The sequence below is a fragment of the Streptomyces yongxingensis genome (assembly GCF_055597465.1).
Genome location: NZ_CM145717.1, coordinates 7,985,170 through 8,007,206 on the forward strand (window position 1 = coordinate 7,985,170; position 22,037 = coordinate 8,007,206).

Here is a 22,037-nt window from a genome sequence, read left to right on the forward strand (position 1 = left end):
GGCCGCCACCTGCGCGGACGAGAGAGTGGAGCACACGGAAGGGCCACGCGCCGCACCGCCGGCACGGGGCGGCGGAACGGCGCGGGCCCGGACGAAAGGTGGGAGTCACCGGGAGTCTCCGGACCAGGAGCCTCCAACGGGGGAAGTACGGGGGAGTTACGGGGGGAGGCGCTGTTCCGGTCAGGTCGATGAAGGTCGATCTGCCGGAACAGCGCCTTCTGCTTTCAACCGGCGGCCGTTTCGTCCGCCTGGCCATCCGGAGGCCACGGTCCTATCCGGAGGCCACGGTCCCGCCGACGCGGCCCTGCAGCAGCCGCGACAGCGCCGCGTGCACATCCTCCAGCGACCGCTCCGGCTGATAGGACTGCCAGTCCAGCGCGGCCACCAGCACCATCCCGAACAGCGCCGACGCCGTCAGCGGGATGTCGATGTCCTCGCTGAGCTCGTGCGCGGCCACCCCGGCCCGCAGCTCGGCCTCGATCACCGCTATGGCCCGCTGCCGGACCATCATCAACGTGGACTGCCAGGCGCGGTTGGTGCGCCACAGCTCGGCCACGTAGAGCTGGGTCAGCGACGGATAGCGGGAGATGAAGTCGAGCCCGGCGCGGACCATGGCGTCCAGCGCGTCCACATGGCTGCCACCGCGCTCGGCGTTCTCGTCGGCGGCGGTCTGGAGCGAGGCGGTCAGCAGCTCGATTCCGTGCCGCAGCAGCTCCTCGAAGAGCACGGTCTTGCTGGCGAAGTTGTAGTAGACCGTGCCCTTGGCCACCCCGGCCCGCTCGGCGATCTCGTCCACGGTGGTGGAGGAGAAGCCCTGTTCGGCGATGAGGGTGACCGCTGCCTCGAAGAGTTTCTGCCGGGTGGCCTGGCGGCGCGTGCTGCTGCTGTCCATGGCGCCGATTCTGCCCGTTGTCGATGTTATCCCGCTCACAGGCTCAGCTCCGGGTGCAGCCGGTCCACCGTCCACACCTGCCGGCGCCGTGCCGACCACGCGGTGAGCGCCAGGGCTGCCACGCTGAACCCGAGGAGCACCCCACAGGCCAGCCACACCGGGCCGAGCCCGCCGCCGGTGATCAGCCGGCGCAGTCCGTCCACCACGTAGGTCATCGGCAGGAAGGGGTGGATGGCGTTGAAGAAGCGCGGACTGGTCTGCACCGGATAGGTGCCGCCCGCCGAGGTCAGCTGAAGCATCAGCAGGGCCAGCACCAGGATCCGGCCGGCCGGTCCGAAGCGGGCGTTCAGCCACTGCACGATCGCCGCGAAACAGGCCGTCACCAGCATCAGGAAGCCGAGCGTGCCCGCGGCCCGCACCATCTCGAGGCCGATCGCCCAGTGCAACACCGCCATCAGGGCCAGCGTCTGGAGCACACCGATCGCGGCGACCGGCAGCCAGCCCGCGAACGCGATCCGCCAGGAGGAGGCGCCCGCCGCCAGCGCGCGCCCGTTGAGCGGCTGGATCAGCATGTAGGCCACCATCGCCCCGACCCACAGGGAAAGCGGGATGAAGTACGGGGCGAAACCCGTGCCGTAGTTGGGCGCCTTGTGCAGCGCCTGGTTGACCAGCCGCACCGGATCCGACATCACCTCCGTACGGGCGTCCCGGTCCTGCTTGCCGTAGTCGGGGATCTTGGCGGCGCCGTCGTGCAGACCGCCGGAGAGCTTCCCGGAGCCGTCCACGAGCCGGTACATCCCGCCGCCCAGGGTGTCCGCGCCGCCGCGCGCCTTACCGACGCCACTGTCGAGGTCGGACGCGCCGGTCTTGGCGGTGCTCAGCCCGGTGTGCAGGGTTCCGGCGCCCTTGGCGACCTTCTGCGCCCCGGAGTTGAGGGCGTTGATCTTCCGTACGGCGGAGTCGAGGTCGGTGTCCAGGTGCGGGGCGTTGTGCGCGAGCCAGAGCGCCTGGTCGTGCAGATCGTCCAGATGGCCGCCGAGGGCGTCGAGTTGGCCGGTGTGGTCCTGGACCAGCTTGTTGACGTCCTCGGCCACATCGGCGGCGGTGTCGGCCGCCGCCACCGACTTCTTCAGCGCGGGGCAGTCCGGGTCGGTGGGCACCGCACCCCCGCAGCGGGCCCGGTAGTCGGCGGCGAGGTCGTCGGACGCCTTACGGGCCTTGGTGGCCGCAGTGGACGTCGTCTCGGGCAGGGTGTCGAGGTTGTCGGACGCCTTCTGGGAGGCGTCGGCGACCAGTTGGGAGATGTCCCCGATCTCCTTGCCGTGCTCCTCGAGGAACGGGCGGACCTTGGCCGCCACGTCGTCGACCTTGTCGGACAGGGACTGGGTGCCGTCGGCGACCCCGCCCGCGCCGGTCTCGAGCGTCCCGGAGCCCTTGTAGAGCGTGCCGAGCCCGGACTTCAGATCGCGGCTGCCCTCCTTGGCCTTGGCCAGGCCCTTGGCGAGGTCGTCCGCACCCTTCTTGGCCTTGCCGATGCCCTGACCGAGCTTGTCGGCGCTCTTGGCGGCCTTCTCCGTCTCGCCGTGGATGTCGGCGAAGGAGATGAAGATGTTGTCGTAGAAGCCGCGGGACGCCTTGGTGGAGGCCGCGGCGCGCACCTCGGAGAAGACCGAGCGGGAGATCTGGCCGACGATGTAGTTGTTGGCGTCGTTGGTGCGCACCTTGAGGGCGCCGGTCTCCGGGGACTTGCCGGAGCTGGAGGCGATCTGCCGGCTGAAGTCCGGGGGGACGGTCAGCGAGAGATAGTACGTGCCGTTCGCGACACCCTTACGGGCCTCGGCGGCGCTCGCGGGGTGCCAGTCGAAGGTCTCGCTGTCGAGCAGCTTGTCGGTGATGTCGTCGCCCGCGGTGAGGTGCTTGCCCTTCACGGTGGCGCCGGTGTCCGAGTTGACGAGGGCGACCGGGATCTTGTTCAGCTTGCCGTACGGATCCCAGAAGGACCACAGGTACAGCGCGCCGTAGAGCAGCGGCAGCAGGAGCAGGGCGGCGAGTGCCGCGCGCGGCAGCCTGCCCCTCCCGAACCGCTTGAGCTCAAGCGCGGCGAGTTTCGGCGAGCGCATCCGCCGACCCCTCCTCGTTCTCGTCGTGTTCGTGTCCCTCGGCGGCGGGCGCGTCGGCCTTCTGGGTCCGGCGGCCCGCCTCGTCGCTCTCCACGGCGCTGGTGCGCGCGGTGCGGACCACGACCGCGCCGGGCGGGGCCTGGCTGCACACCGCGAGGACCGTGATGCCGTCCTCCGCGATCTCCCGCAGCAGCGCCCAGGCGCGGTCGCGGTCGGCGTCCGAGAGCTTCAGGTCGGCGTCGTCGACGGCCAGCAGCCGCGGCCGGGCGATGAGCGCGAGCGCGATCGACAGCCGCAGCGCCTCCAGCCGCTCCAGGTCCCGTACGGCCGTGCGCGGCCCCTTGGGCAGCGTGTCGAGATCCAGCCCGGCGGCCGTAAGGGCGGTGTCGATCGCGGCCCGGGACGCGGCGGCCCGTTCCCGGCGCGGGCGCAGCAGCCCGCGCGGGGAGTCGGCGAACCGGCGCCGCAGCAGGGCCCGCTCCCGCAGGTGCTCGGCGACCGTGAGCACCGGATCGAGCTCGGTGACGCCCGGCACATGCGCGAGCGCGCTGATCCGGCGTATGCGCGCCATCTGTTGGGGAACCCGGAAGCCGCCGATACCGCCGTGTCCCTCGGTGGGGCGCATCCGGCCGGTGAGCGTGAGCAAAAGAGAGGTGCGGCCCGAGCCGGACGGGCCCTCGACGGCGATCAGGGCACCCGGGTCGGCGGCGATGTCGGCACCGCGGAACGCCCAGCCGTGCGACCCCCTGACGCCGAGCCCCTCGGCCGTCACCGCCGCCCCGGCCTCCGCTTCTGGGGTGCCCCCCACACAGATCACTTCCTTGATTTTTGAACTGACTGGTCAGTGCAAAAACCAGTATGGGGCATGGCGGAACGAGGCGTGGAGCCGGGGGCGTTCGCGCTGGTCAGGGCCGATTGTCAGTGGTGTGCCCCACGATGGCCCCATACGGCGGTCGCTTTACCACACGAGCGGCCGCCACGCGACGACAGGAGGTTCGTCATGGCCAGTACCGCCGCAGCGCGCCGGCACCGTGCCGCCGCCCCTGCCCCCTCGTTGACCGGCCCCGCGAGCGATGTCCACCCCGTGCTGCGCCGCGCGTCCGCCCCGCCCGCCGCCGCGGCCCTGCTCACCCAGGCCCATGAGGGTCTGGAGGAGGCCGCCGCGCTCGAGACCCCCAACGAGCGCTTTGCGACCGCGCATCTGGCCGCCCTGCGCACGGCCGCCGCCGTGCTCGCCGTGCGTGGCCGCCCGGAGTCCACCGCGCGCCGCCGCGCCCGCATCCGCAGCGCCTGGGAGGTGCTGCCGGAGGTCGCTCCCGAACTGGCCGAGTGGAGCGCCCTGTTCGCCTCCGGCGCCGAGCGCCGGGCCCGCGCCGAGGCGGGGATACAGGGCGCCGCGAGCTTGCGGGACGCGGACGATCTGCTGCGCGCCACCGCGATGTTCCTGCGCCTGGTGGAGCGCATGCTGATGCTGCAGCCGGCCCTGCCGCACCAGAGGCCGGACGGCGAGCCGGGCCCGTCGGGGGCCTGAGAGGCGGCCCGGTATCCACGCGGGGGCGGTCTGGTCTCCGCGTGGGAGCGACCCGGTATCCGCGTGGGAGCGACCCGGTATCCGCGTGGGGGCCTGGTGTCCGCGTGGGGGCGGCCTGGTGTCCGCGTGGGGCCGGCCGCCTCGGCGCGGCCCGCCCCACGGAGGCAATAGGCTGGGAGCGCCGACGTTCAGTAAGCCGTCGTCACCGCCTCCGGGCGGTGGCGGCACCGCGCCGAGGAGCCACCCGCCGTGTCAGACCCGCAGCGCCCCCGTGCGTCCCTCCGTACCGCCGTGGTCTGGGAGGTCCTGAAAGACGCCCTGGAACGGCGGGCCAAGGCCACGGGCCGGGAGCCCGCCGGGGGCGAGGCCGTGCACGGCGCGCTGGACGTCCTGGACACCGGCGGCGGCAGCGGCAATTTCGCCGTTCCCGTGGCCCGCCTCGGCCACCGCGTCACCGTGGTCGACCCGAGTCCGAACGCGCTGTTCGCGCTGGAGCGGCGGGCCGCCGAGGCCGGGGTCGCCGACCGGGTGCGCGGGGTCCAGGGCGATGCCCACGGGCTGTTCGACGTGGTCGAGCGCGGCGGTTACGACGTGGTGCTCTGCCATGGCGTGCTGGAGTACGTGGACGACCCCGCCGAGGGCCTGCGGAACGCGGCGGCGGCCCTGCGCCCCGCCGGAACCCTCAGCGTGCTCGCCGCGGGCCTGGGCGGCGCCGTGCTGGCCCGCGCACTGGCCGGTCACTTCACCGAGGCCCGGCAAGCGCTTACCGACCCCGAGGGCCGCTGGGGCTCCGGGGACCCGATGCCACGCCGCTTCACCGAGGACCAGCTCTCCGGGCTGGTGCGCGCGGCCGGTCTGGAGATCGCCGCGGTGCACGGGGTGCGGGTTTTCGCCGATCTTGTCCCCGGGGTACTCGTGGACACCGAGCCCGGGGCACTGGACGCCCTGTTGCAACTGGAGGAGGCCGCCGCGGAGCTGCCCGCCTTCCGCTCCGTCGCCACTCAGCTGCACGTTCTCGCCGAGCGGGACTAGAGCGCTCCTCCCGCCCCACCCGACGACGTGCGGTGCAGGTGGAGTCGGCCACAGGAGGCCCGCTCGGACGTCCGGCGCCGTATGATCGGGGTACACCGTCCGGCATGGCCAATCGGCGGGAGGGGAATGGACGTCTCAGCGTCAACTTTCGCCACGCCCGAAGGGGTGGGCGAATTGGCGTTGAGGGGCGGGTTTCACGGGGGCGATTCCCTGCCTATCCTGAAAGGGTCGCACCCGGTCGCCCCCCGCGACCGACGAGTAGGAGGACTCCGTGCCGCTCTCGGAGCACGAGCAGCGCATGCTCGAGCAAATGGAGCGAGCGCTGTACGCCGAAGATCCCAAGTTCGCGACAGCGCTTGAGGGAAGCGGCCTGCGAACGTACACCCGGCGACGGGTCTACCAGGCGGTCGCGGGTTTTCTGGTGGGCATCGCACTCCTCATGGTCGGGGTGATCGTTCCCCAGATCTGGATCAGCGTGGTGGGCTTCCTGATCATGCTGGGATGTGCGGTGCTCGCGGTGACCGGATGGCGCAAGGCTCCCAAACCCGGCGAGGCACAGCGCGGCGGCGGGGCGGCTCCCCGCCGTCAGGGCCGTCAGCGCCGCTCGATGATGACACGCATTGAGGAGCGGTGGCAGCGGCGCCGTGATGAGCAGGGCCACTGAGAATTCACGGATGAGCGGTTGAGGGGCGGTCGCCGACTGGCGACCGCCCCTCAACCGTGCGGTGAGTTTCCCCGGTGTGTTTCCCTGGTGCGTTTCCGCGCTGTAGCCATTCGGCCGCGCTGCACTACTTCGGCGTGCTGTAGCCCTTCGCCGTGCGTAGCCCTTTCCCCCTCTCCGCCCGCGGCCGAGCTGCCGCAGCCCCTTCCGCCCACGGCTGAGCCCCCGCGCCGTGCGCGGGGGCTCAGTCACAGGCGCTCAGGGGCGCCCCGGGCTCAGTTCTCCTGCTGGCCGCGCGGGGTCCGGAGCTGGGAGGCCCAGCGGACCCAGCGGGGCGCTCCCCACCGCTCGACCAGCGCGGACCAGCGCTGTCCGGCCGCCCACGCCAACTGGGCCGCGGACCGAGGGGCCAGCAGCGCCCGCAACCGCTCCCGCCGCCCCGCCTTGGCCCGGAATCCGGCCAGCACCAGCCGGACATCGTCCGCGACGCCCGTCACCGGACGCGGATGCGGTGCGTACAGCACCTGCTCGACCGCCTCGGCCACCCGCTGCGCCGCCCGGGCCGGCTCGTCGTCGAGCCCGGCGATCCGCACCATGCGGGCCACCGCCCTGCGCGAGGTCAGCGAGTCGTCCGGCAGTACACCGAAGTCCCAGGCAGAGTCGGTGAGTTCACGCCATGCGGCGAGCACCCGGTCGGCGGCGTCCTGCTCGGTGCGCCCGCCCGAACCGTCCAGTCTGCGGGTCCGTATCCGCCGCCGCCACAGCATGGGCAGCAGGGGCACCACGACCAGCAGCACCGCCAGCGAACTCCAGCTGGTGACCTTGGTCGCCGACCAGCCCCCGCCCGAGGCGCCGTTGTCCGGCTGCTGGGCCGCGGCGCCGCCACAGGTGCCCAGCTTCTTCATGTCCGGGGAGCAGCTGTCGGACGCGGTCGGCGCGGCTGTCGGCTCGGAGGTCTCGGTGGGCTCGGCCGTCGGCTCGTCGGTCGGGGTGCCCGAAGGCGTCTGCTCCATCGTGTAGTCGGGCTGGGTGCCACGGCTCGGGGTGGGCTCGAAACGGGTCCAGCCCACGCCCTCGAAGTACAGCTCCGGCCAGGCGTGCGCGTCCTTCAGACCCACCGACACCGAGCCGTCCGCCTGAGCGGTGCCGGGGGTGAACCCGACCGCGACCCGCGCCGGAATGCCCAGCGTCCGGGCCATCGCCGCCATCGAGAAGGAGAAGTGGACGCAGAAGCCCTCCCGCTGCTTCAGGAACCGGACGATGGCGGCCGAGCCGCTGCCGGACTGCACCTGGGTGTCGTAACGGAATCCTCCGTTCACCGCGAACCAGTCCTGGAGCTTGACCGCCTTCTCGTACGCGTTCGCCGCGCCGGCGGTCACCGCCCGCGCCGTACGGGCCACGACGGACGGCAGCGAGTCCGGCACCTCGGTGTACTCGTTCCGCAGCCGGGAGGGCGGTGCCGGGGCGGCCGCGAGCTGGTCGGCCGTGGGCTCCACCAGCAGGCTGGTGACCCGGTAGCGCGCGCCCCGGGTGGTCTGGCCGCGGTCGCCGACCAGCGTGCGGCCCTCCGGCTCGTAGCGCCAGCGGCCGTCGATCTCGACCCTGGAGGCGGGGTAGGGGAGGGGCAGCCAGTTCTGCGCGTACCAGTCGGCGGCCGAGATCGAGGTGTCGATCGAGGAGACCCGGACCGAGGGGCCGAGCCCGGCAGGCGAGGGAAGCTGACTGGGCACGTCGGTGACATGCCGCTCCGACGACTTCCACGAGGTGCCGTCGAACCGGTCCAGCGCCACGATCCGCAGATAGAGGTCCTGGGTGGTCTGCGAGGAGGTGCGATAGCGCAGCACCTCCTTGTTCTCCGGCTGGTTCAGGCTGTCCTGGAGCGACACCAGCGGATTGACCGCCGAGATCGTGCCGCCGCCGCTGCCCGACCCGCCGTTGCCGCCCTGCCGGTCCAGCAGCCCGCCGTCCAGGGACGGCAGCGCCGCGGGCACCGCGAGCGCGATGCCGAGCGCCAGCACGCCGATCCTGCGTCCGGTGCGCACCGGGGCGAGCGCCGGGCTGCCTCCGGCCCCGGCCAGGCCCGAGGGCGGCATGCCCGCCGGATGCGGGGCGCCGCCGCTGAAGACCCGGCCCCACTGGGACAGCCGGTCCCGGCCCTCGGCCAGGAGCAGCAGCAGATAGCCGGCCGCCGCCAGCAGGAACCACAGCCAGTCGCTCCCGTCGTCGGACAGACCGGCCGCCACCGAGTACAGCGCGAGCAGCGGAAGCCCGGCGGGGGCCGCGCCGCGGTACGTCACCGCGAGCGCGTCGACCACCAGGCCGATCATCAGCACCCCGCCCACCAGCATCAGCCGGATGCCATCGGTGAGCGGCGCGGGGATCGCGTACTGCCCCACGTCGTCGGCGCCGTCGCGCAGCAGCAGCGCGAACTCGTGGAGTGCCTGCGGGCTCGGCAGCAGCCCGCCCAGCGCCTGGTCGTGCGCGAAGACCAGGGTGAGCAGCAGCAGCGTCACCAGGGCTTGCGCGGCCACCGTCAGCGGACGGGCCAGCGGCACCCGGCGGGCGGCCACGCCCGTGGCGCTCTGGACCGTCAGCAACAGGACGGCCTGCAACAGCCAGCTCGCCGGATCCACCAGTGGCAGCAGCGCACAGGCCGCCGCCACCGTGGCCAGCGCCGCACATATCGCGAGCCGAACGCTTCCACTCATGTCCAGCTCCCTGTCATGCCGCCGGCCGCGCGGCTTCCGGCGTCCGCCCGGGTGGCGCCCTGGGCGTCGGCCTGCCGCCACAGCTGCGCCAGCGAGGCGCCCGGGCCGACCGGCAGCGCCGTCCACCCCGCCTCGCGCAGCCGCCGCAGCCGGTCCTCCAGCTCCCGTGTGCTCCCGGACTCCGCCCCGCGCGACCAGGCGGCACTGTCCAGCACAAAGGCCACCGCGGCCGTGGTGCGGTGCCGCATCCGGGCGGCCATCGCCGCCTGCTCCTCGTCCAGATCGCCCAGGAAGGCCACCAGCAGCCCCTCACCGCCGCCGCGCAGCACCTCATAGGCGGGCGAGAGCCCTCCGCCGTCGGAGTGGTCCACCACGGCGAGGGTGTCCAGCATCAGCCCGGCCGTCTCCGCCGAGTCATGGGTGGAACCGGTGAAGCCGCCTCCGCCGTCCGGGCCCGGCACCGAGCTTCCGGTATCGGTCAGCAGCCGGACCGCATAGCCCCGCTCCAGCAGGTGGACAGCGGCCGAGGCCGCCCCGGAGACCGCCCATTCGAAGGCCGAGTCCGGCCCGGAGCCGTAGTGGGCGGTGCGCCTCGTGTCCAGCAGCACCGTGCAGTGGGCCCGCTGCGGCTGCTCCTCCCGGCGGACCATGAGCTCCCCGTAGCGCGCGGTGGAGCGCCAGTGCACCCGGCGCAGATCGTCGCCTATGCGATAGCCGCGCGGGATGACATCGTCCTCACCGGCCAGCGCGAGCGAGCGGTGCCGCCCGTCCCCGTACCCCGCGGCCTCGCCGGTCAGGCGCACCGGGGGCAGCGGCTCGACCCGGGGCACCACCGTGAGCGTGTCGTAGGCGCTGAAGGCGCGGGTGAGCTCGCACATCCCGAACGGATCGCTCAGCCGCAGCTGGAGCGGGCCCAGCGGATAGCGGCCGCGCAGATCGGAGCGGACCCGGTAGGACACCTCGCGGCGGCCGCCGGGCTCCACCCGGTCCAGTACGAACCTCGGGCGCGGCCCCAGCACATAGGGCACCCGGTCCTGGAGCATCAGCAGCCCGGTGGGCAGCCGCGAGACATTGTCCATCCGCAGGTGCACCCGGGCCTCGGAGCCCGCGGGCACCCGTGCGGGCGCGAGCCGTCGGCTGCCCGCCACCCGGTACCGGGTGCGGTAGACCACGGCCACGCAGACCAGCGGCAGCGCGGCCAGCAGCAGCCCGACCCGCAGCAGATCCGCCTGGCCCAGGACGTAGCTGCATACCGCGGCGGCCACCCCGGCGGCCAGGAAGGAACGGCCGCGGGTGGTTAGACCGGCGAGGGCGGCCCGCAGCCCGCCCGACTGCTCGCCGGCGCCGGGCCCCTCGGGACCCATGTCCGTCCCCCCTGCGGCCATCACAGCCTCCGCGCGCCCGGCTGCTGCCGGCCGAAGTCGGCCGGGGGCATGGGCGGCATGGGAGGCATCCCGCCCGCCCCGCGCTGGGCGGCGGTGGGCACCGGGGTGCGCTGCACGATGTCCGCGACGACCTGCTCGGAGGTGCGGCGGTTCAGCTGGGCCTGCGCGGTGGGCAGCAGCCGGTGGGCCAGCACCGCGACGGCGAGGGACTGCACATCGTCCGGCAGCGCGAAGTCCCGCCCGGCCAGCGCGGCCGACGCCTTGGCGGCCCGCAGCAGATGCAGCGTGGCACGCGGCGAGGCGCCCAGCCGCAGATCGGGGTGGTTGCGGGTGGCGGCCACCAGGTCCACCGCGTAACGCCGGACGGCTTCGGCGACGTGCACCGAGCGCACCGCCTCGATCAGCTTGACGATCTCATGGGCGTGCGCGACGGGCTGCATGTCGTCCAGCGGGGAGACGCCGCCGTGGACGTCCAGCATCTGGAGCTCGGCCTGTGGGCTGGGATAGCCGATGGAGACACGGGCCATGAAGCGGTCGCGCTGCGCCTCGGGCAGCGGATAGGTGCCCTCCATCTCGACCGGGTTCTGCGTGGCCACCACCATGAAGGGGTTGGGCAGCTCATAGCTCTCCCCGTCGATGGTGACCTGGCGCTCCTCCATCGACTCCAGCAGCGCGGACTGGGTCTTGGGCGAGGCGCGGTTGATCTCGTCGCCGATCACGATCTGGGCGAAGATGGCGCCCGGCTTGAACTCGAACTCCTTGCGCTGCTGGTCGAAGATGCTCACGCCGGTGATGTCGGACGGCAGCAGGTCCGGGGTGAACTGGATCCGCCGCACGGAGCAGTCGATGGACCGGGCGAGCGCCTTGGCCAGCATCGTCTTGCCCACGCCCGGGACGTCCTCGATCAGCAGATGCCCCTCGCCGAGCAGCACGGTCAGCGAAAGCCGTACGACCTCGGGCTTGCCCTCGATCACACCCTCCACCGACCTGCGGATCCGATCCGCTGTGGTGGTCAGATCGCTGAGGCTCGCTCGCTCGTCATAGGTCGTCACCCGGCCCTCCTCGGCCCGTTCTCAGGGCCGTTGCCCTCGGAACGGACCGGCCCACCGCAAACGCTGACATCGGTCCCCCGCGTGGTTGCGGGGGACGATGTCACCTATGCATTCTTGCGGTCTCCGCGGCCTCGCGTCACTCGGCTGTGGATAACCCGGGGTTATTTGTCACGCTTGTACGAGTTCGAGTGCTGAATCCCTTCCGTATCTCCAGCACCTCTCACGTCCGCGGCGTGACCTCCCGCAGCAGACCCGTCGTCACATCGAAGACGAAGCCGCGGACGTCGTCGGTGTGCACCAGGAACGGCGAGGTGCGCACCCGCTCCATCGACTGGCGGACGTCGGCGTCGAGGTCCTTGAACGCCTCGACCGCCCACGACGGCCGCTGTCCCACCTCCTCCTCCAGCTCGTGCCGGAAGTCCTCGGTGAGGTTCAGCAGACCGCAGCCGGTGTGGTGGATGAGCACGACGCTGCGGGTCCCGAGGGCCCGCTGGCTGATGGTCAGGGACCGGATGATGTCGTCGGTGACCACACCGCCCGCGTTACGGATGGTGTGGCAGTCGCCCAGCTCGAGGCCGAGTGCCTCGTGCAGGTCCAGACGGGCGTCCATGCACGCGACGATGGCGACGCGCCGGACCGGCCGCGCGTCCATCCCCGGGTCGGTGAACTTCTCGGCGTATTTGCGGTTGGCCTCCACGAGGCTGTCGGTGACCGTGTTTCCCGTGCGGGCGTCGCGGTCGGTGGACGGGTTCGGCTGCGGCGCTGATATCGACATGATGACGACGCTACCTCTCACCAGGGGATTTTGTCTTTTCTTTAGGTAGGGCAAACGAGGGCAACGGGGTGGGCCGAAGGGGTGATGTGAGGCAATCCACAACCCCTCGCGCCCCGCGGTCCGGTGCTCCGGGGAGGGGATACCACCCCTGGGGCGGGACGCGCAGGCCGGTTGGTTGACCGAAGGGACGAGTGGACTAAAGTGGCGCGAAGTGGGAGGCGTGACGCTCCCCTCGGACCCCGGACTTTCGCGTGAGCGCGGTGCGTACGTACCCCTCGGCCTCCTCCCGCTCCGGTCGCCTGACGTCACTTCCCCGGCGCCAGTAGGCCACTTCCCCTTCAGAGCGGGTGGGGACCCGGCGGTGCGTATCATCCTCGCCCGATCCTCAGAAGGGCGCACGAGCAGCGCAATGAGCAGCAACGCTCTCCATGTTCCCGTCATGCTCCAGCGCTGTCTGGACATGCTGGCCCCCGCTCTCGCCCAGCCCGGCGCGGTCGTGGTCGACTGCACCCTGGGCCTCGGCGGCCACAGCGAGGCGCTGCTGCGCGACTTCCCCGAGGCCCGGCTCATCGCCCTCGACCGCGACCCGTCCGCGCTGCGGCTCGCCGGGGAGCGGCTCGCCCCTTACGGCGATCGGGCGACGCTGGTCCACGCGGTCTACGACGAGCTGCCCGAGGTCCTCGACCGGCTCGGCGTCCCGCGCGTCCAGGGGATCCTCTTCGACCTCGGCGTGTCGTCCATGCAGCTGGACGAGGCCGAGCGCGGCTTCGCCTACGCCCAGGACGCCCCGCTGGACATGCGGATGGACCAGACCACAGGAGTCAGCGCGGCGGAGGTGCTCAACACCTATCCGCCGGGCGACCTGGTGCGCATCCTGCGGACGTACGGCGAGGAGAAGTTCGCCAAGAAGATCGTGGACGCGGTGGTGCGCGAGCGCGCCAAGGAGCCGTTCACCACCAGCGCCCGGCTCGTCGAGCTGATCCGCGAGGCGCTGCCGCAGGCGGCCAAGCGCACCGGCGGCAACCCGGCCAAGCGCACCTTCCAGGCGCTGCGGATCGAGGTCAACGGCGAGCTCGCGGTCCTGGAGCGGGCCATCCCGGCGGCCGTAAGGGCGCTCGCGGTCGGCGGTCGGATCGCCGTGCTGTCGTATCACTCACTGGAGGACCGCCTGGTCAAGCAGGTGCTCGCGGCCGGTGCCCGCAATACGGCGCCCCCGGGGCTGCCGGTCATCCCCGAGCAGTACCAGCCCCGGCTGAAGCTGCTCACCCGCGGCGCGGAGCTGCCCACCGAGGAGGAGATCGCCGAGAACCGCCGGGCCGCCCCGGCGCGGTTCCGGGGGGCGGAGCGGATCCGGGAAGAGGTCGCTCCATGAGCGTGCGGGGGACGGGCCCGAAAGGGCGGCCGGCGCCGGGCGCCACCACGGCCAGGCGCACGCCCTTCGTGCTGCTCGTCGTGGTCCTGCTCGGCTCCGGCCTGATCGCGCTGCTGCTGCTGAACTCCTCCCTCAACCAGGGGTCGTTCGAGCTCAGCAGGCTGGAGAAGCAGACCAAGGAGCTCACCGACGAGCGCCAGGCGCTCCAGCAGGACGTGGACAAGCTCTCCGCGCCCGGCGAGCTGGAGCGGCGCGCCCGGGAGCTGGGGATGGTGCCCGGCGGCAACCCCGCCTTCCTCAACCCGGACGGCTCGGTCAGCGGGGTGCCCGCGCCCGCCACGGGGCAGCCCTCGGTGCTCGGCGGCCCCGGCCAGGTGCTGCCGCCCTCATTCGGCACCACGCCGTCCGAGGCGTCGCCCATCCGGTCCGAGGCGTCGCCCACTCCGTCCGCCCTCGCGCCGCCGACGCCGTCGGCCGCCACGGCCTCGGTGACCCCGTGGGGGCTGCCCACCGGCCACTCCGCCTCCGCATCCACCTCTGCCTCCGCGAACTCCACCCCGGCCCCTCAGTAGGTGACACGGTGACGCGACCCCCAGCCTGCGCCCAGCCCACCCCGCCCGCGCGGACGACCGCCCGCGCGCGGTGGACGGCCACCGAGCCGAGGGCGGCTATCGAGCCGAGGGCGGTCGTCGCGTGAGCGCGCCCAAGGACCCCCGCCGCGGGGTGCCCGGCCCGGCCGGTCCCCGCGGCGACCGCCGCCCGCGCCAGGACCCGGCGCGGCGCCCCGGCGAGCGCCGGCGCCAGGGCGGACCGTCCGGCCGTCCGGCCCCGCGCCCCCGCCCCGGCGCTCCCCAGCAGCTGCGGCTGGGCAGCCCGCGCCCCCGGCTCCGGCTGATCAGCCTCGGCCTCACCCTCGTCATGCTGGTCTTCGTCGTACGGCTGCTCCAGGTGCAGGCCGTCGACGCCAGCGCTTACGCGGCCAAGGCCAACGTCAACCGCTACATCCCGGTGAAGCTGTCCGCCGAGCGCGGCTCCATCACCGATCGCAACGGCGTCGACCTGGCCACCACCGTGGACGCCTACGACATCACCGCCGCCCCCGACCTCCTCACGCCCAAGACATCCAAGACCCATGACGCGCCCCGCCAGGCCGCGTCCCTGCTCGCGCCGATCCTCGGCAAGGACCCGGCGGACCTGGAGCAGAAGCTCACCGACAACCCCAGGTCGCAGTACGTCGTGCTCGCCCGGCAGCAGTCCCCGCAGGTCTGGAACCAGATCAAGGACCTGAAGAGCGCCCTGGACGCCGCGGCGGCCAAGGGCAAGGGCACCAATGTCCTGGCCGGGGTCAACCGCGAGGCGCACAGCAAGCGGGTCTATCCGAACGGGGACCTCGCCGCCGGGATCCTGGGATTCGTGGACGCCGACGGCCGCGGCTCCGCCGGGCTCGAGCAGCAGCTCAACAAGAAGCTCGCGGGCAAGGACGGAAAGCGCGTCTACGCCCAGTCCGGCGGCCACCAGGTGCCCACCGGCGACGTCAAGGAGCAGCCCGCGGTCCCCGGCAGCGACTACGAGCTGACCATCGACCGGGACATCCAGTGGGCCGCCCAGAGCGCCATCGCCGACCAGGTGCGCAAGTCCGGGGCCGACCGCGGCTACGTCATCGTCCAGGACACCCGCACCGGACAGCTCCTGGCCCTGGCCAACGCCCCGGGCTTCGACCCCAACGACATCACCACCACGGACGCCGACGCCCTGGGCAACGCCGCGGTCTCCGACGCCTATGAGCCCGGCAGCGTCAGCAAGCTGATGTCCATGGCCGCCGTTCTCCAGGAGGGCGTGGCGCGCTGGGACACCCATGTGGTGGTCCCCAACCGGCTGCCGCGCGCCGACCGGGCCTTCGCCGACGACATCGACCATCCGACCTGGTACCTCACGCTCAACGGCGTGCTCGCCAAGTCCAGCAACATCGGCACGATCCTCGCCACCGAGCAGCTGGCCAAGGCCAAGCGGCAGCGGAACCAGATCCTCTACTCCTATCTGCGCAAGTTCGGGATCGGCCAGCCCACCGGGCTCGGCTTCCCCGGTGAGACCCCGGGCATCCTGGCCAAGCCGCAGGACTGGAGCGCCTCGCAGCAGTACACCATCCCCTTCGGCCAGGGGCTGTCGCTCAACGCCGTCCAGGCGGCCTCGGTGTACTCCACCATCGCCAACGGGGGCGAGCGCATCGCGCCCACCCTCATCCGCGGCGCCAGGGGGCCCGGCGGCGACTTCACCGCCGCGCCCGCCCCCAAGAAGACCCGTGTCGTCAGTAAGGAGACCGCGAAGACGCTCGCCGAGATGCTCGAGTCGGTCGTCGACGACCAGCAGGGCACCGGCACCAAGGCGAAGATCCCGGGCTATCTTGTCGCGGGCAAGACCGGCACCTCCAACCGGGTGGACCCCAAGACCGGCCGCTACCGCGGCTACACCGCGTCCTTCGCCGGCTTCGCCCCGGCCGACAAACCCCGGCTGACCGTCTACTGTGCCGTTCAGAACCCGACCAAGGGCAGCTATTTCGGCGGTCAGGTCTGTGGACCGGTCTACAAGAAGGTCATGGAGTTCGGCCTCAAGGCCCTGCAGGTCCCGCCGTCCGGGAAGCAGCCCAAACGGCTCCCGGTGAGCTACAACCCGGGCCAGTGAGCGGACCCAGCAGTGACGACGATCACGCCGGACCCCGGGAACCACGGTCCGGTACGGCCCCGTACCGCCGCCTCATTTCGCGGGGGAGCGGGTGTCCCGGGTACGCTCACCGCCGTGCCCCACGCTGATCAGTCCCAAACCCCTCAGAAGGACGTTTCTGTGGAATACCCGGGAGCGCCCCGTCCTCTCCAGGTCCGCCCGATCCCGCTGGCCGACCTGGCGGATCAGCTGGGCGTCGAAGCACCCGAAGCCCCGGAACGGGCCGCGGTCACCGGGATCACCCATGACTCGCGGGCCGTGCGCCCCGGCGATGTGTACGCCGCGCTGGCCGGTGCCCGCCTCCACGGCGCGGACTTCGCCGCCCAGGCCGCCGACCTCGGCGCGGTCGCGGTGCTGACCGACCCGGCCGGCGCCGAGCGCGCCGCCGCCACCGGCCTGCCGGTCCTCGCGGTGGACAACCCGCGCGGCCGGATGGGCGCGCTGGCCGCCACGATCTACGGCGAGCCGGGTCACGACCTGCTCCAGATCGGCATCACCGGTACCTCCGGCAAGACCACGACCGCGTATCTCATCGAGGGCGGCCTCAAGGCCGCCGCGAAGCACGACGGCGGCCTTACGGGTCTCATCGGCACCGTGGAGACGCGGATCGGCGACGAGCGCATCAAGTCCGAGCGCACCACCCCCGAGGCCACCGACCTCCAGGCGCTGTTCGCGGTGATGCGGGAGCGAGACGTCCGCTCGGTCGTCATGGAGGTCTCCAGCCACGCCCTGGTCCTCGGCCGCGTCGACGGCTGCGTCTTCGACGTCGCGGTCTTCAGCAACCTCAGCCCGGAGCACATGGAGTTCCACTCCGGCATGGAGGACTACTTCCAGGCCAAGGCCCAGCTGTTCACCAAGGCCCGCAGCCGCCTCGGAGTGATCAACTACGACGACGAGTACGGCCGCCGCCTGATCGAACAGTCCGAGGTGCCCGTCACCACCTTCTCCGCCGAGGGCCACCCCGACGCCCACTGGCGCGCCGCGGACGTCGAGGTCGGCCCGCTCGGCTCGACCTTCACCGCCGTCGGCCCGAACGGTGAGTCCGTACGGGCCGCCGCGCCCCTCCCGGGCCCCTTCAACGTGGCCAACGCGCTCGCCGCCGTCGTCGCGCTCGCCGTCGCCGGGATCGACCCGCAGACGGCCGCCGACGGCGTCGCCGCCGTCCCCGGCGTGCCGGGCCGGCTGGAGCGGGTCGACGTGGGCCAGCCGTACCTCGCGGTCGTCGACTACGCCCACAAGACCGACGCCGTGGAGTCGGTGCTGCGTGCCCTCCGTAAGGTGACCGACGGCAAGCTGCACGCCGTCCTCGGCTGCGGCGGGGACCGCGACCGGCTCAAGCGCGGCCCTATGGGCGCCGCGGTGGCCCGCTACGCCGACACGGCCGTCCTCACCTCCGACAACCCCCGCTCCGAGGACCCGCTCGCGATCCTCGCCGCCATGCTCGCGGGCGCCGCCGAGGTGCCCGCCCACGAGCGCGGTGATGTGCTGGTCGAGGAGGACCGGGCCAACGCCATCGCGGCCGCCGTCGCCCGCGCCGAGCCGGGTGACACCGTCATCGTGGCGGGCAAGGGCCACGAGCTGGGCCAGGACATCGCGGGCGTGATCCGGGCCTTCGACGACCGCCAGGTACTCCGCGAAGCCATCGAGCTCAGTGAGCGAGCCCACAGGCGCGATGCCACGCGCCCCGAGGCGAGCCCACAGCACCGGGACAAACACCTAGACGACCAGGGATGACAGACCGCCATGCGCGCACCAGCCCCCTCAAGGCAGCTCTCCCGCACGGCCGGAGGTGATCAGTGATCGCACTGTCCCTCACCGAGATCGCCGGCCTAGTCGGTGGACAGCCGCACGACATACCGGACCCGGACCTGAAGGTCACGGGCCCCGTCGTGATCGACTCCCGTGAGGTGCGGCCAGGCAGCCTCTTCGCCGCGCTCCCCGGGGAGCGCGTGGACGGCCACGACTTCGCACGGAAGGCGGTCGAGGCGGGCGCCGCGGCGGTCCTGGCCGCCCGCCCCGTCGGCACCCCGGACGCCCCCGTACCGGCGATCGTCGTCCCCGACGTCATCGCCGCCATGGGAGCGCTCGCGCGCGCCGTCGTGGAGCGTCTGGGCACCACCGTGGTCGCCCTCACCGGCTCCGCGGGCAAGACCAGCACCAAGGACCTCATCGCCCAGTTGCTCCAGCGCCGGGGCCCCACCGTATGGACGCCGGGCAACTTCAACAACGAGATCGGGCTGCCTGTGGCCGCGCTCAGCGCCGACGAGGCCACCCGGCACCTGGTGCTGGAGATGGGTGCCCGCGGTAAGGGCCACATCCGGTATCTGGCCACCCTCACCCCGCCCCGTATCGGACTCGTGCTCAACGTCGGCACCGCCCATATCGGGGAGTTCGGCGGCCGGGAGCAGATCGCCGAGGCCAAGGGCGAGCTCGTGGAGTCCCTGCCGCCCGCCGTGGAGGGCGGGGTGGCGGTGCTCAACGCCGACGACCCCTTCGTGCGCGCCATGGCGTCGCGCACCAAGGCCCGTACCGTCCTGTTCGGCGAGGCCGAGGACGCCGATGTGCGTGCCGGGAATGTCCGGCTCGCCGACGGCGGCCGTCCCGCCTTCACGCTTCACACCCCTACCGGGTGCAGCGAAGTGACCATGCGCCTGTACGGTGAGCACCACGTGTCGAACGCGCTCGCCGCGGCCGCCGTCGCCCATGAGTTGGGCATGTCCGTCGACGAGATCGCCGTGGCGCTCTCCGAGGCGGGGCAGCTCTCCCGCTGGCGGATGGAGGTCACCGAGCGCTCGGACGGCGTGACGGTCGTCAACGACGCCTACAACGCGAACCCCGAGTCCATGCGAGCAGCGCTGCGCGCGCTGGTCGCCATGGGCGCTGCCACACCGGGGCGTCGCACGTGGGCGGTGCTCGGCCCGATGGCCGAGCTGGGCGAGGAGTCACTGGCCGAGCACGACGCGGTCGGGCGGCTGGCCGTCCGGCTCAACGTCAGCAAGCTCGTGGCGGTCGGCGGCCAGGAGGCCGCCTGGCTGGACATGGGCGCCAAGAACGAGGGTTCGTGGGGTGAGGAGTCGGTGCACGTGTCCGACGTGCGGGCAGCGGTCGATCTGCTGCGCAGCGAGCTGCGACCGGGGGACGTCGTGTTGGTGAAGGCATCCAGGTCGGTCGGCCTGGAGCGGCTCGCTCAGGAGTTGCTCGACGGTGAGGGTGAGGTCGCCGGCCGATGGGCATGAGGCAGATCCTCTTCTCGGGAGCCATCGGGCTCTTTCTGACCCTGATCGGCACGCCGCTGCTGATCAAGCTGCTGGCCCGCAAGGGCTATGGCCAGTACATCCGGGACGACGGTCCGCGGACGCACGGCAGCAAGAAGGGCACGCCCACGATGGGCGGTATCTCCTTCATCCTGGCCACGCTGATCGCCTACGCCCTGACGAAGGTGATCACGGGCAGCCAGCCGACCTTCTCGGGCGTGCTGGTGCTCTTCCTGTTCGCGGGCATGGGCCTGGTCGGCTTCCTCGACGACTACATCAAGATCGTCAAGCAGCGCAGCCTGGGTCTGCGGGCCAAGGCCAAGATGGCCGGTCAGCTGATCGTCGGTATCGCCTTCGCGATCCTCGCACTGAACTTCGCCGACGCGCGCCAGCAGACCCCCGCCTCCGACCGGCTCTCCTTCGTCCAGGACTTCGGCTGGTCCTTCGGCCCGGTGATCTTCGCGATCTGGGCGCTGTTCATGATCCTGGCGATGTCGAACGGGGTGAACCTCACAGACGGTCTCGACGGTCTGGCCACCGGCGCCTCCGTGATGGTCTTCGGCGCCTACACCTTCATCGGCGTCTGGCAGTACCAGGAGTCCTGCGCCAACGCGCAGACCCTCACCAACCCGGCGTCCTGTTTCGAGGTCCGCGACCCGCTCGATCTGGCCGTCGTCGCCTCCGCCCTGATGGGCGCCTGCTTCGGCTTCCTGTGGTGGAACACCTCACCCGCCAAGATCTTCATGGGTGACACCGGTTCGCTCGCGCTCGGCGGCGCGCTCGCCGGGCTCGCCATCTGCTCCCGCACGGAGCTGCTGCTGGCCCTCCTCGGCGGTCTGTTCGTCCTGATCACCATGTCCGTGGTCATCCAGGTCGGCTCCTTCCGGACGACCGGGCGACGGGTCTTCCGGATGGCACCGCTCCAGCACCACTTCGAACTCAAGGGGTGGAGCGAAGTCCTTGTGGTGGTCCGGTTCTGGATCATCCAGGGCATGTGCGTGATCGTCGGCCTCGGCATCTTCTACGCGGGGTGGCGAGCCTCGTGACGTCCGGCGCCGCCTCCCTCGACGTGTCCGACCTCGCCGGACGGCAGGTCACCGTCGCCGGACTCGGCGTCTCCGGGGTCCCCGCAGCGCGTGCGCTGCGGGGCCTCGGGGCCTCGGTGACCGTGGTCAACGGCAGCGACGGCGAACCGCAGCGCGCCCAGGCGGCCGAGCTGGAGCCGCTGGGCATCACGGTCCGCCTCGGCGACGGGGAGACGCTTCCCGACGGCACCGAGCTGATCGTGACCACCCCCGGCTGGAAGCCCACCAGCCCGCTCTTCCTGGCCGCCGCCGAGGCGGGCGTGCCCATCTGGGGCGATGTGGAGCTGGCGTGGCGGCTGCGCGGGAAGGACGCCCCGCCCTGGCTCGCGGTCACCGGCACCAACGGCAAGACGACCACCGTAAGGATGCTGGCGGCCATCCTGGAGGCGGCCGGGCTGCGCACCGCCGCCGTCGGCAACATCGGCGTCTCGCTCCTGGACATCGTGCTGGGCGACGAGCCGTACGACGTGCTGGCCGTCGAACTCTCCAGCTACCAGCTGCACTGGGCGCCCTCGCTGCGCGCCCACTCGGGGGCGGTGCTCAACCTCGCCCCCGACCACCTCGACTGGCACGGCTCCATGGCGGCCTACGCGGCCGACAAGGGCCGGATCTACGAGGGCAACCAGGTGGCCTGCGTCTACAACGTGGCCGACCCCGCCACCGAGGACCTGGTGCGCGCGGCCGACGTCGAGGAGGGCTGCCGGGCGATCGGCTTCACCCTCGGCACCCCCGGCCCCTCCCAGCTCGGCGTCGTGGAGGACATCCTCGTCGACCGGGCCTTCGTGGCGAACCGCCAGAAGCAGGCGCAGGAGCTCGCCGAGGTCTCCGATGTGAACCCGCCGGCCCCGCACAACATCGCCAACGCCCTCGCGGCGGCCGCCCTGGCCCGCGCCTACGGCGTCCCGCCGACGGCCGTACGGGACGGCCTGCGCGCCTTCCGGCCCGATCCGCACCGGGTGGAGCACGTGGCGGACGTCGACGGCGTGGCCTACGTCGACGACTCCAAGGCGACCAACACCCATGCCGCGGAGGCGTCGTTGGGCGCCTATGAGCGCATCGTGTGGATCGCGGGCGGCCTCGCCAAGGGGGCCACCTTCGACGAGCTCGTCCTTACGGCGGCCAAGCGGCTGCGCGGCGTGGTGCTGATCGGCGCCGACCGTGCCCTGATCCGGGAAGCGCTCGCGCGACACGCAGCAGATGTCCCGGTCGTGGACCTCGACCGGACCGACACTGGGGCGATGGCGGCGGCTGTGCGCGAAGCGGCGCGGCTCGCCCGGCCGGGCGATACCGTCCTGATGGCCCCGGCCTGTGCCTCGATGGACATGTTCACCAACTACAACAAGCGGGGCGACGCCTTCGCCGCGGCGGTTCATGACCTGGCCTCCGGCCGGGTCCCGGACGATCAGTAGCCCGCCGGTCCCCCGCGAGGACCGCCCGCAGCGGGGAAACCGG

17 protein-coding genes are annotated in these 22,037 nt (G+C 72.3%); 10 read left to right on the top strand and 7 right to left on the bottom strand.

The genetic code is table 11. The annotated features are described in order from the left end of the window. Nucleotides 1-271 precede the first annotated feature (271 nt). The 3 genes from ACZ6TD_RS34245 to ACZ6TD_RS34255 are packed head-to-tail and all read right to left on the bottom strand — an operon-like array spanning nt 272 to nt 3,820. On the bottom strand, nt 272-892 hold the full coding sequence (locus ACZ6TD_RS34245) for a TetR/AcrR family transcriptional regulator (protein WP_413100677.1): 621 nt from the start codon (nt 890-892) through the stop codon (nt 272-274). 35 nt (nt 893-927) lie between these two features. Next, nucleotides 928-3,012 (bottom strand): YhgE/Pip family protein, encoded by a 2,085-nt coding sequence (locus ACZ6TD_RS34250; protein WP_471344400.1) that lies wholly within the window; start codon nt 3,010-3,012, stop codon nt 928-930. Continuing rightward, nucleotides 2,984-3,820, bottom strand: a complete 837-nt coding sequence (locus ACZ6TD_RS34255) for an ATP-binding cassette domain-containing protein (RefSeq protein ID WP_471344402.1) — start codon at nt 3,818-3,820, stop codon at nt 2,984-2,986. Before ACZ6TD_RS34255 ends, ACZ6TD_RS34250 begins: the two co-directional genes overlap by 29 nt. A 192-nt stretch (nt 3,821-4,012) precedes the next feature. Here ACZ6TD_RS34255 and ACZ6TD_RS34260 point away from each other — a divergent pair, with 192 nt between their 5' ends. The 3 genes from ACZ6TD_RS34260 to ACZ6TD_RS34270 all read left to right on the top strand — a co-directional run bounded on the left by ACZ6TD_RS34260 (nt 4,013) and on the right by ACZ6TD_RS34270 (nt 6,239). Further along, nucleotides 4,013-4,543, top strand: coding sequence for an SAV_6107 family HEPN domain-containing protein (locus ACZ6TD_RS34260; RefSeq protein WP_471344404.1), 531 nt, complete (start codon nt 4,013-4,015; stop codon nt 4,541-4,543). A gap of 249 nt (nt 4,544-4,792) precedes the next feature. Beyond that, the gene (locus tag ACZ6TD_RS34265) at nt 4,793-5,575 is read left to right on the top strand and encodes a methyltransferase (RefSeq protein WP_198277192.1); all 783 of its coding nucleotides are present in this window, start codon (nt 4,793-4,795) and stop codon (nt 5,573-5,575) included. Between the two features lie 271 nt (nt 5,576-5,846). Then, the gene (locus ACZ6TD_RS34270; RefSeq protein ID WP_030831620.1) at nt 5,847-6,239 is read left to right on the top strand and encodes a DUF3040 domain-containing protein; all 393 of its coding nucleotides are present in this window, start codon (nt 5,847-5,849) and stop codon (nt 6,237-6,239) included. A gap of 272 nt (nt 6,240-6,511) precedes the next feature. Here the strand turns inward: ACZ6TD_RS34270 and ACZ6TD_RS34275 are convergent, their stop codons facing one another. From ACZ6TD_RS34275 to ACZ6TD_RS34290, 4 genes are all read right to left on the bottom strand, one after another. Continuing rightward, entirely contained in the window at nt 6,512-8,944 is a 2,433-nt protein-coding gene (locus tag ACZ6TD_RS34275) for a transglutaminase TgpA family protein (RefSeq protein ID WP_471344405.1), read from the bottom strand. Further along, nucleotides 8,941-10,329: a DUF58 domain-containing protein gene (locus ACZ6TD_RS34280; protein ID WP_471344407.1), complete on the bottom strand. Its 1,389-nt coding sequence runs from the start codon at nt 10,327-10,329 to the stop codon at nt 8,941-8,943. The genes ACZ6TD_RS34275 and ACZ6TD_RS34280 overlap by 4 nt, the downstream gene beginning before the upstream one ends. Then, nucleotides 10,329-11,381 (bottom strand): AAA family ATPase, encoded by a 1,053-nt coding sequence (locus ACZ6TD_RS34285; protein ID WP_471344409.1) that lies wholly within the window; start codon nt 11,379-11,381, stop codon nt 10,329-10,331. Before ACZ6TD_RS34285 ends, ACZ6TD_RS34280 begins: the two co-directional genes overlap by 1 nt. Before the next feature lie 220 nt (nt 11,382-11,601). After that, nucleotides 11,602-12,156 carry a beta-class carbonic anhydrase gene (locus ACZ6TD_RS34290; RefSeq protein WP_471344410.1) on the bottom strand — a complete coding sequence of 185 codons (555 nt, stop codon included), beginning with the start codon at nt 12,154-12,156 and terminating at the stop codon, nt 11,602-11,604. A 409-nt stretch (nt 12,157-12,565) separates the two neighbouring features. Here ACZ6TD_RS34290 and rsmH point away from each other — a divergent pair, with 409 nt between their 5' ends. From rsmH to murD, 7 genes are all read left to right on the top strand, one after another. After that, nucleotides 12,566-13,528 carry a 16S rRNA (cytosine(1402)-N(4))-methyltransferase RsmH gene (rsmH, locus tag ACZ6TD_RS34295; RefSeq protein WP_471344411.1) on the top strand — a complete coding sequence of 321 codons (963 nt, stop codon included), beginning with the start codon at nt 12,566-12,568 and terminating at the stop codon, nt 13,526-13,528. Beyond that, complete coding sequence (ftsL, locus tag ACZ6TD_RS34300) at nt 13,525-14,100, top strand: cell division protein FtsL (RefSeq protein WP_471344413.1); 576 nt, start codon at nt 13,525-13,527, stop codon at nt 14,098-14,100. The genes rsmH and ftsL overlap by 4 nt, the downstream gene beginning before the upstream one ends. A 121-nt stretch (nt 14,101-14,221) precedes the next feature. Then, complete coding sequence (locus ACZ6TD_RS34305) at nt 14,222-16,207, top strand: peptidoglycan D,D-transpeptidase FtsI family protein (RefSeq protein WP_471344415.1); 1,986 nt, start codon at nt 14,222-14,224, stop codon at nt 16,205-16,207. 12 nt (nt 16,208-16,219) lie between these two features. Next, nucleotides 16,220-17,980: a UDP-N-acetylmuramoyl-L-alanyl-D-glutamate--2,6-diaminopimelate ligase gene (locus ACZ6TD_RS34310; RefSeq protein WP_471344416.1), complete on the top strand. Its 1,761-nt coding sequence runs from the start codon at nt 16,220-16,222 to the stop codon at nt 17,978-17,980. Nucleotides 17,981-18,042: 62 nt separating this feature from the next. Next, a complete protein-coding gene (locus ACZ6TD_RS34315; RefSeq protein WP_471344418.1) occupies nt 18,043-19,482 on the top strand; it encodes a UDP-N-acetylmuramoyl-tripeptide--D-alanyl-D-alanine ligase in 1,440 nt (479 codons plus the stop codon). Further along, nucleotides 19,479-20,546, top strand: coding sequence for a phospho-N-acetylmuramoyl-pentapeptide-transferase (gene mraY, locus ACZ6TD_RS34320; protein WP_137980679.1), 1,068 nt, complete (start codon nt 19,479-19,481; stop codon nt 20,544-20,546). The genes ACZ6TD_RS34315 and mraY overlap by 4 nt, the downstream gene beginning before the upstream one ends. Next, a complete protein-coding gene (gene murD / locus ACZ6TD_RS34325) occupies nt 20,531-21,994 on the top strand; it encodes a UDP-N-acetylmuramoyl-L-alanine--D-glutamate ligase (RefSeq protein WP_471344420.1) in 1,464 nt (487 codons plus the stop codon). Before mraY ends, murD begins: the two co-directional genes overlap by 16 nt. Nucleotides 21,995-22,037 lie beyond the last annotated feature (43 nt).

Excerpts from the sequence above, each read along its gene's own strand:
- ACZ6TD_RS34260 (WP_471344404.1), top strand. The coding sequence starts at position 4,013 with ATGGCCAGTACCGCCGCAGCGCGCCGGCACCGTGCCGCCGCCCCTGCC.
- ACZ6TD_RS34250 (WP_471344400.1), bottom strand. The coding sequence starts at position 3,012 with ATGCGCTCGCCGAAACTCGCCGCGCTTGAGCTCAAGCGGTTCGGGAGG.
- ACZ6TD_RS34290 (WP_471344410.1), bottom strand. The coding sequence starts at position 12,156 with ATGTCGATATCAGCGCCGCAGCCGAACCCGTCCACCGACCGCGACGCC.
- rsmH (WP_471344411.1), top strand. The coding sequence starts at position 12,566 with ATGAGCAGCAACGCTCTCCATGTTCCCGTCATGCTCCAGCGCTGTCTG.
- ACZ6TD_RS34280 (WP_471344407.1), bottom strand. The coding sequence starts at position 10,329 with ATGGCCGCAGGGGGGACGGACATGGGTCCCGAGGGGCCCGGCGCCGGC.
- ACZ6TD_RS34245 (WP_413100677.1), bottom strand. The coding sequence starts at position 892 with ATGGACAGCAGCAGCACGCGCCGCCAGGCCACCCGGCAGAAACTCTTC.
- ACZ6TD_RS34275 (WP_471344405.1), bottom strand. The coding sequence starts at position 8,944 with ATGAGTGGAAGCGTTCGGCTCGCGATATGTGCGGCGCTGGCCACGGTG.
- ftsL (WP_471344413.1), top strand. The coding sequence starts at position 13,525 with ATGAGCGTGCGGGGGACGGGCCCGAAAGGGCGGCCGGCGCCGGGCGCC.
- mraY (WP_137980679.1), top strand. The coding sequence starts at position 19,479 with ATGAGGCAGATCCTCTTCTCGGGAGCCATCGGGCTCTTTCTGACCCTG.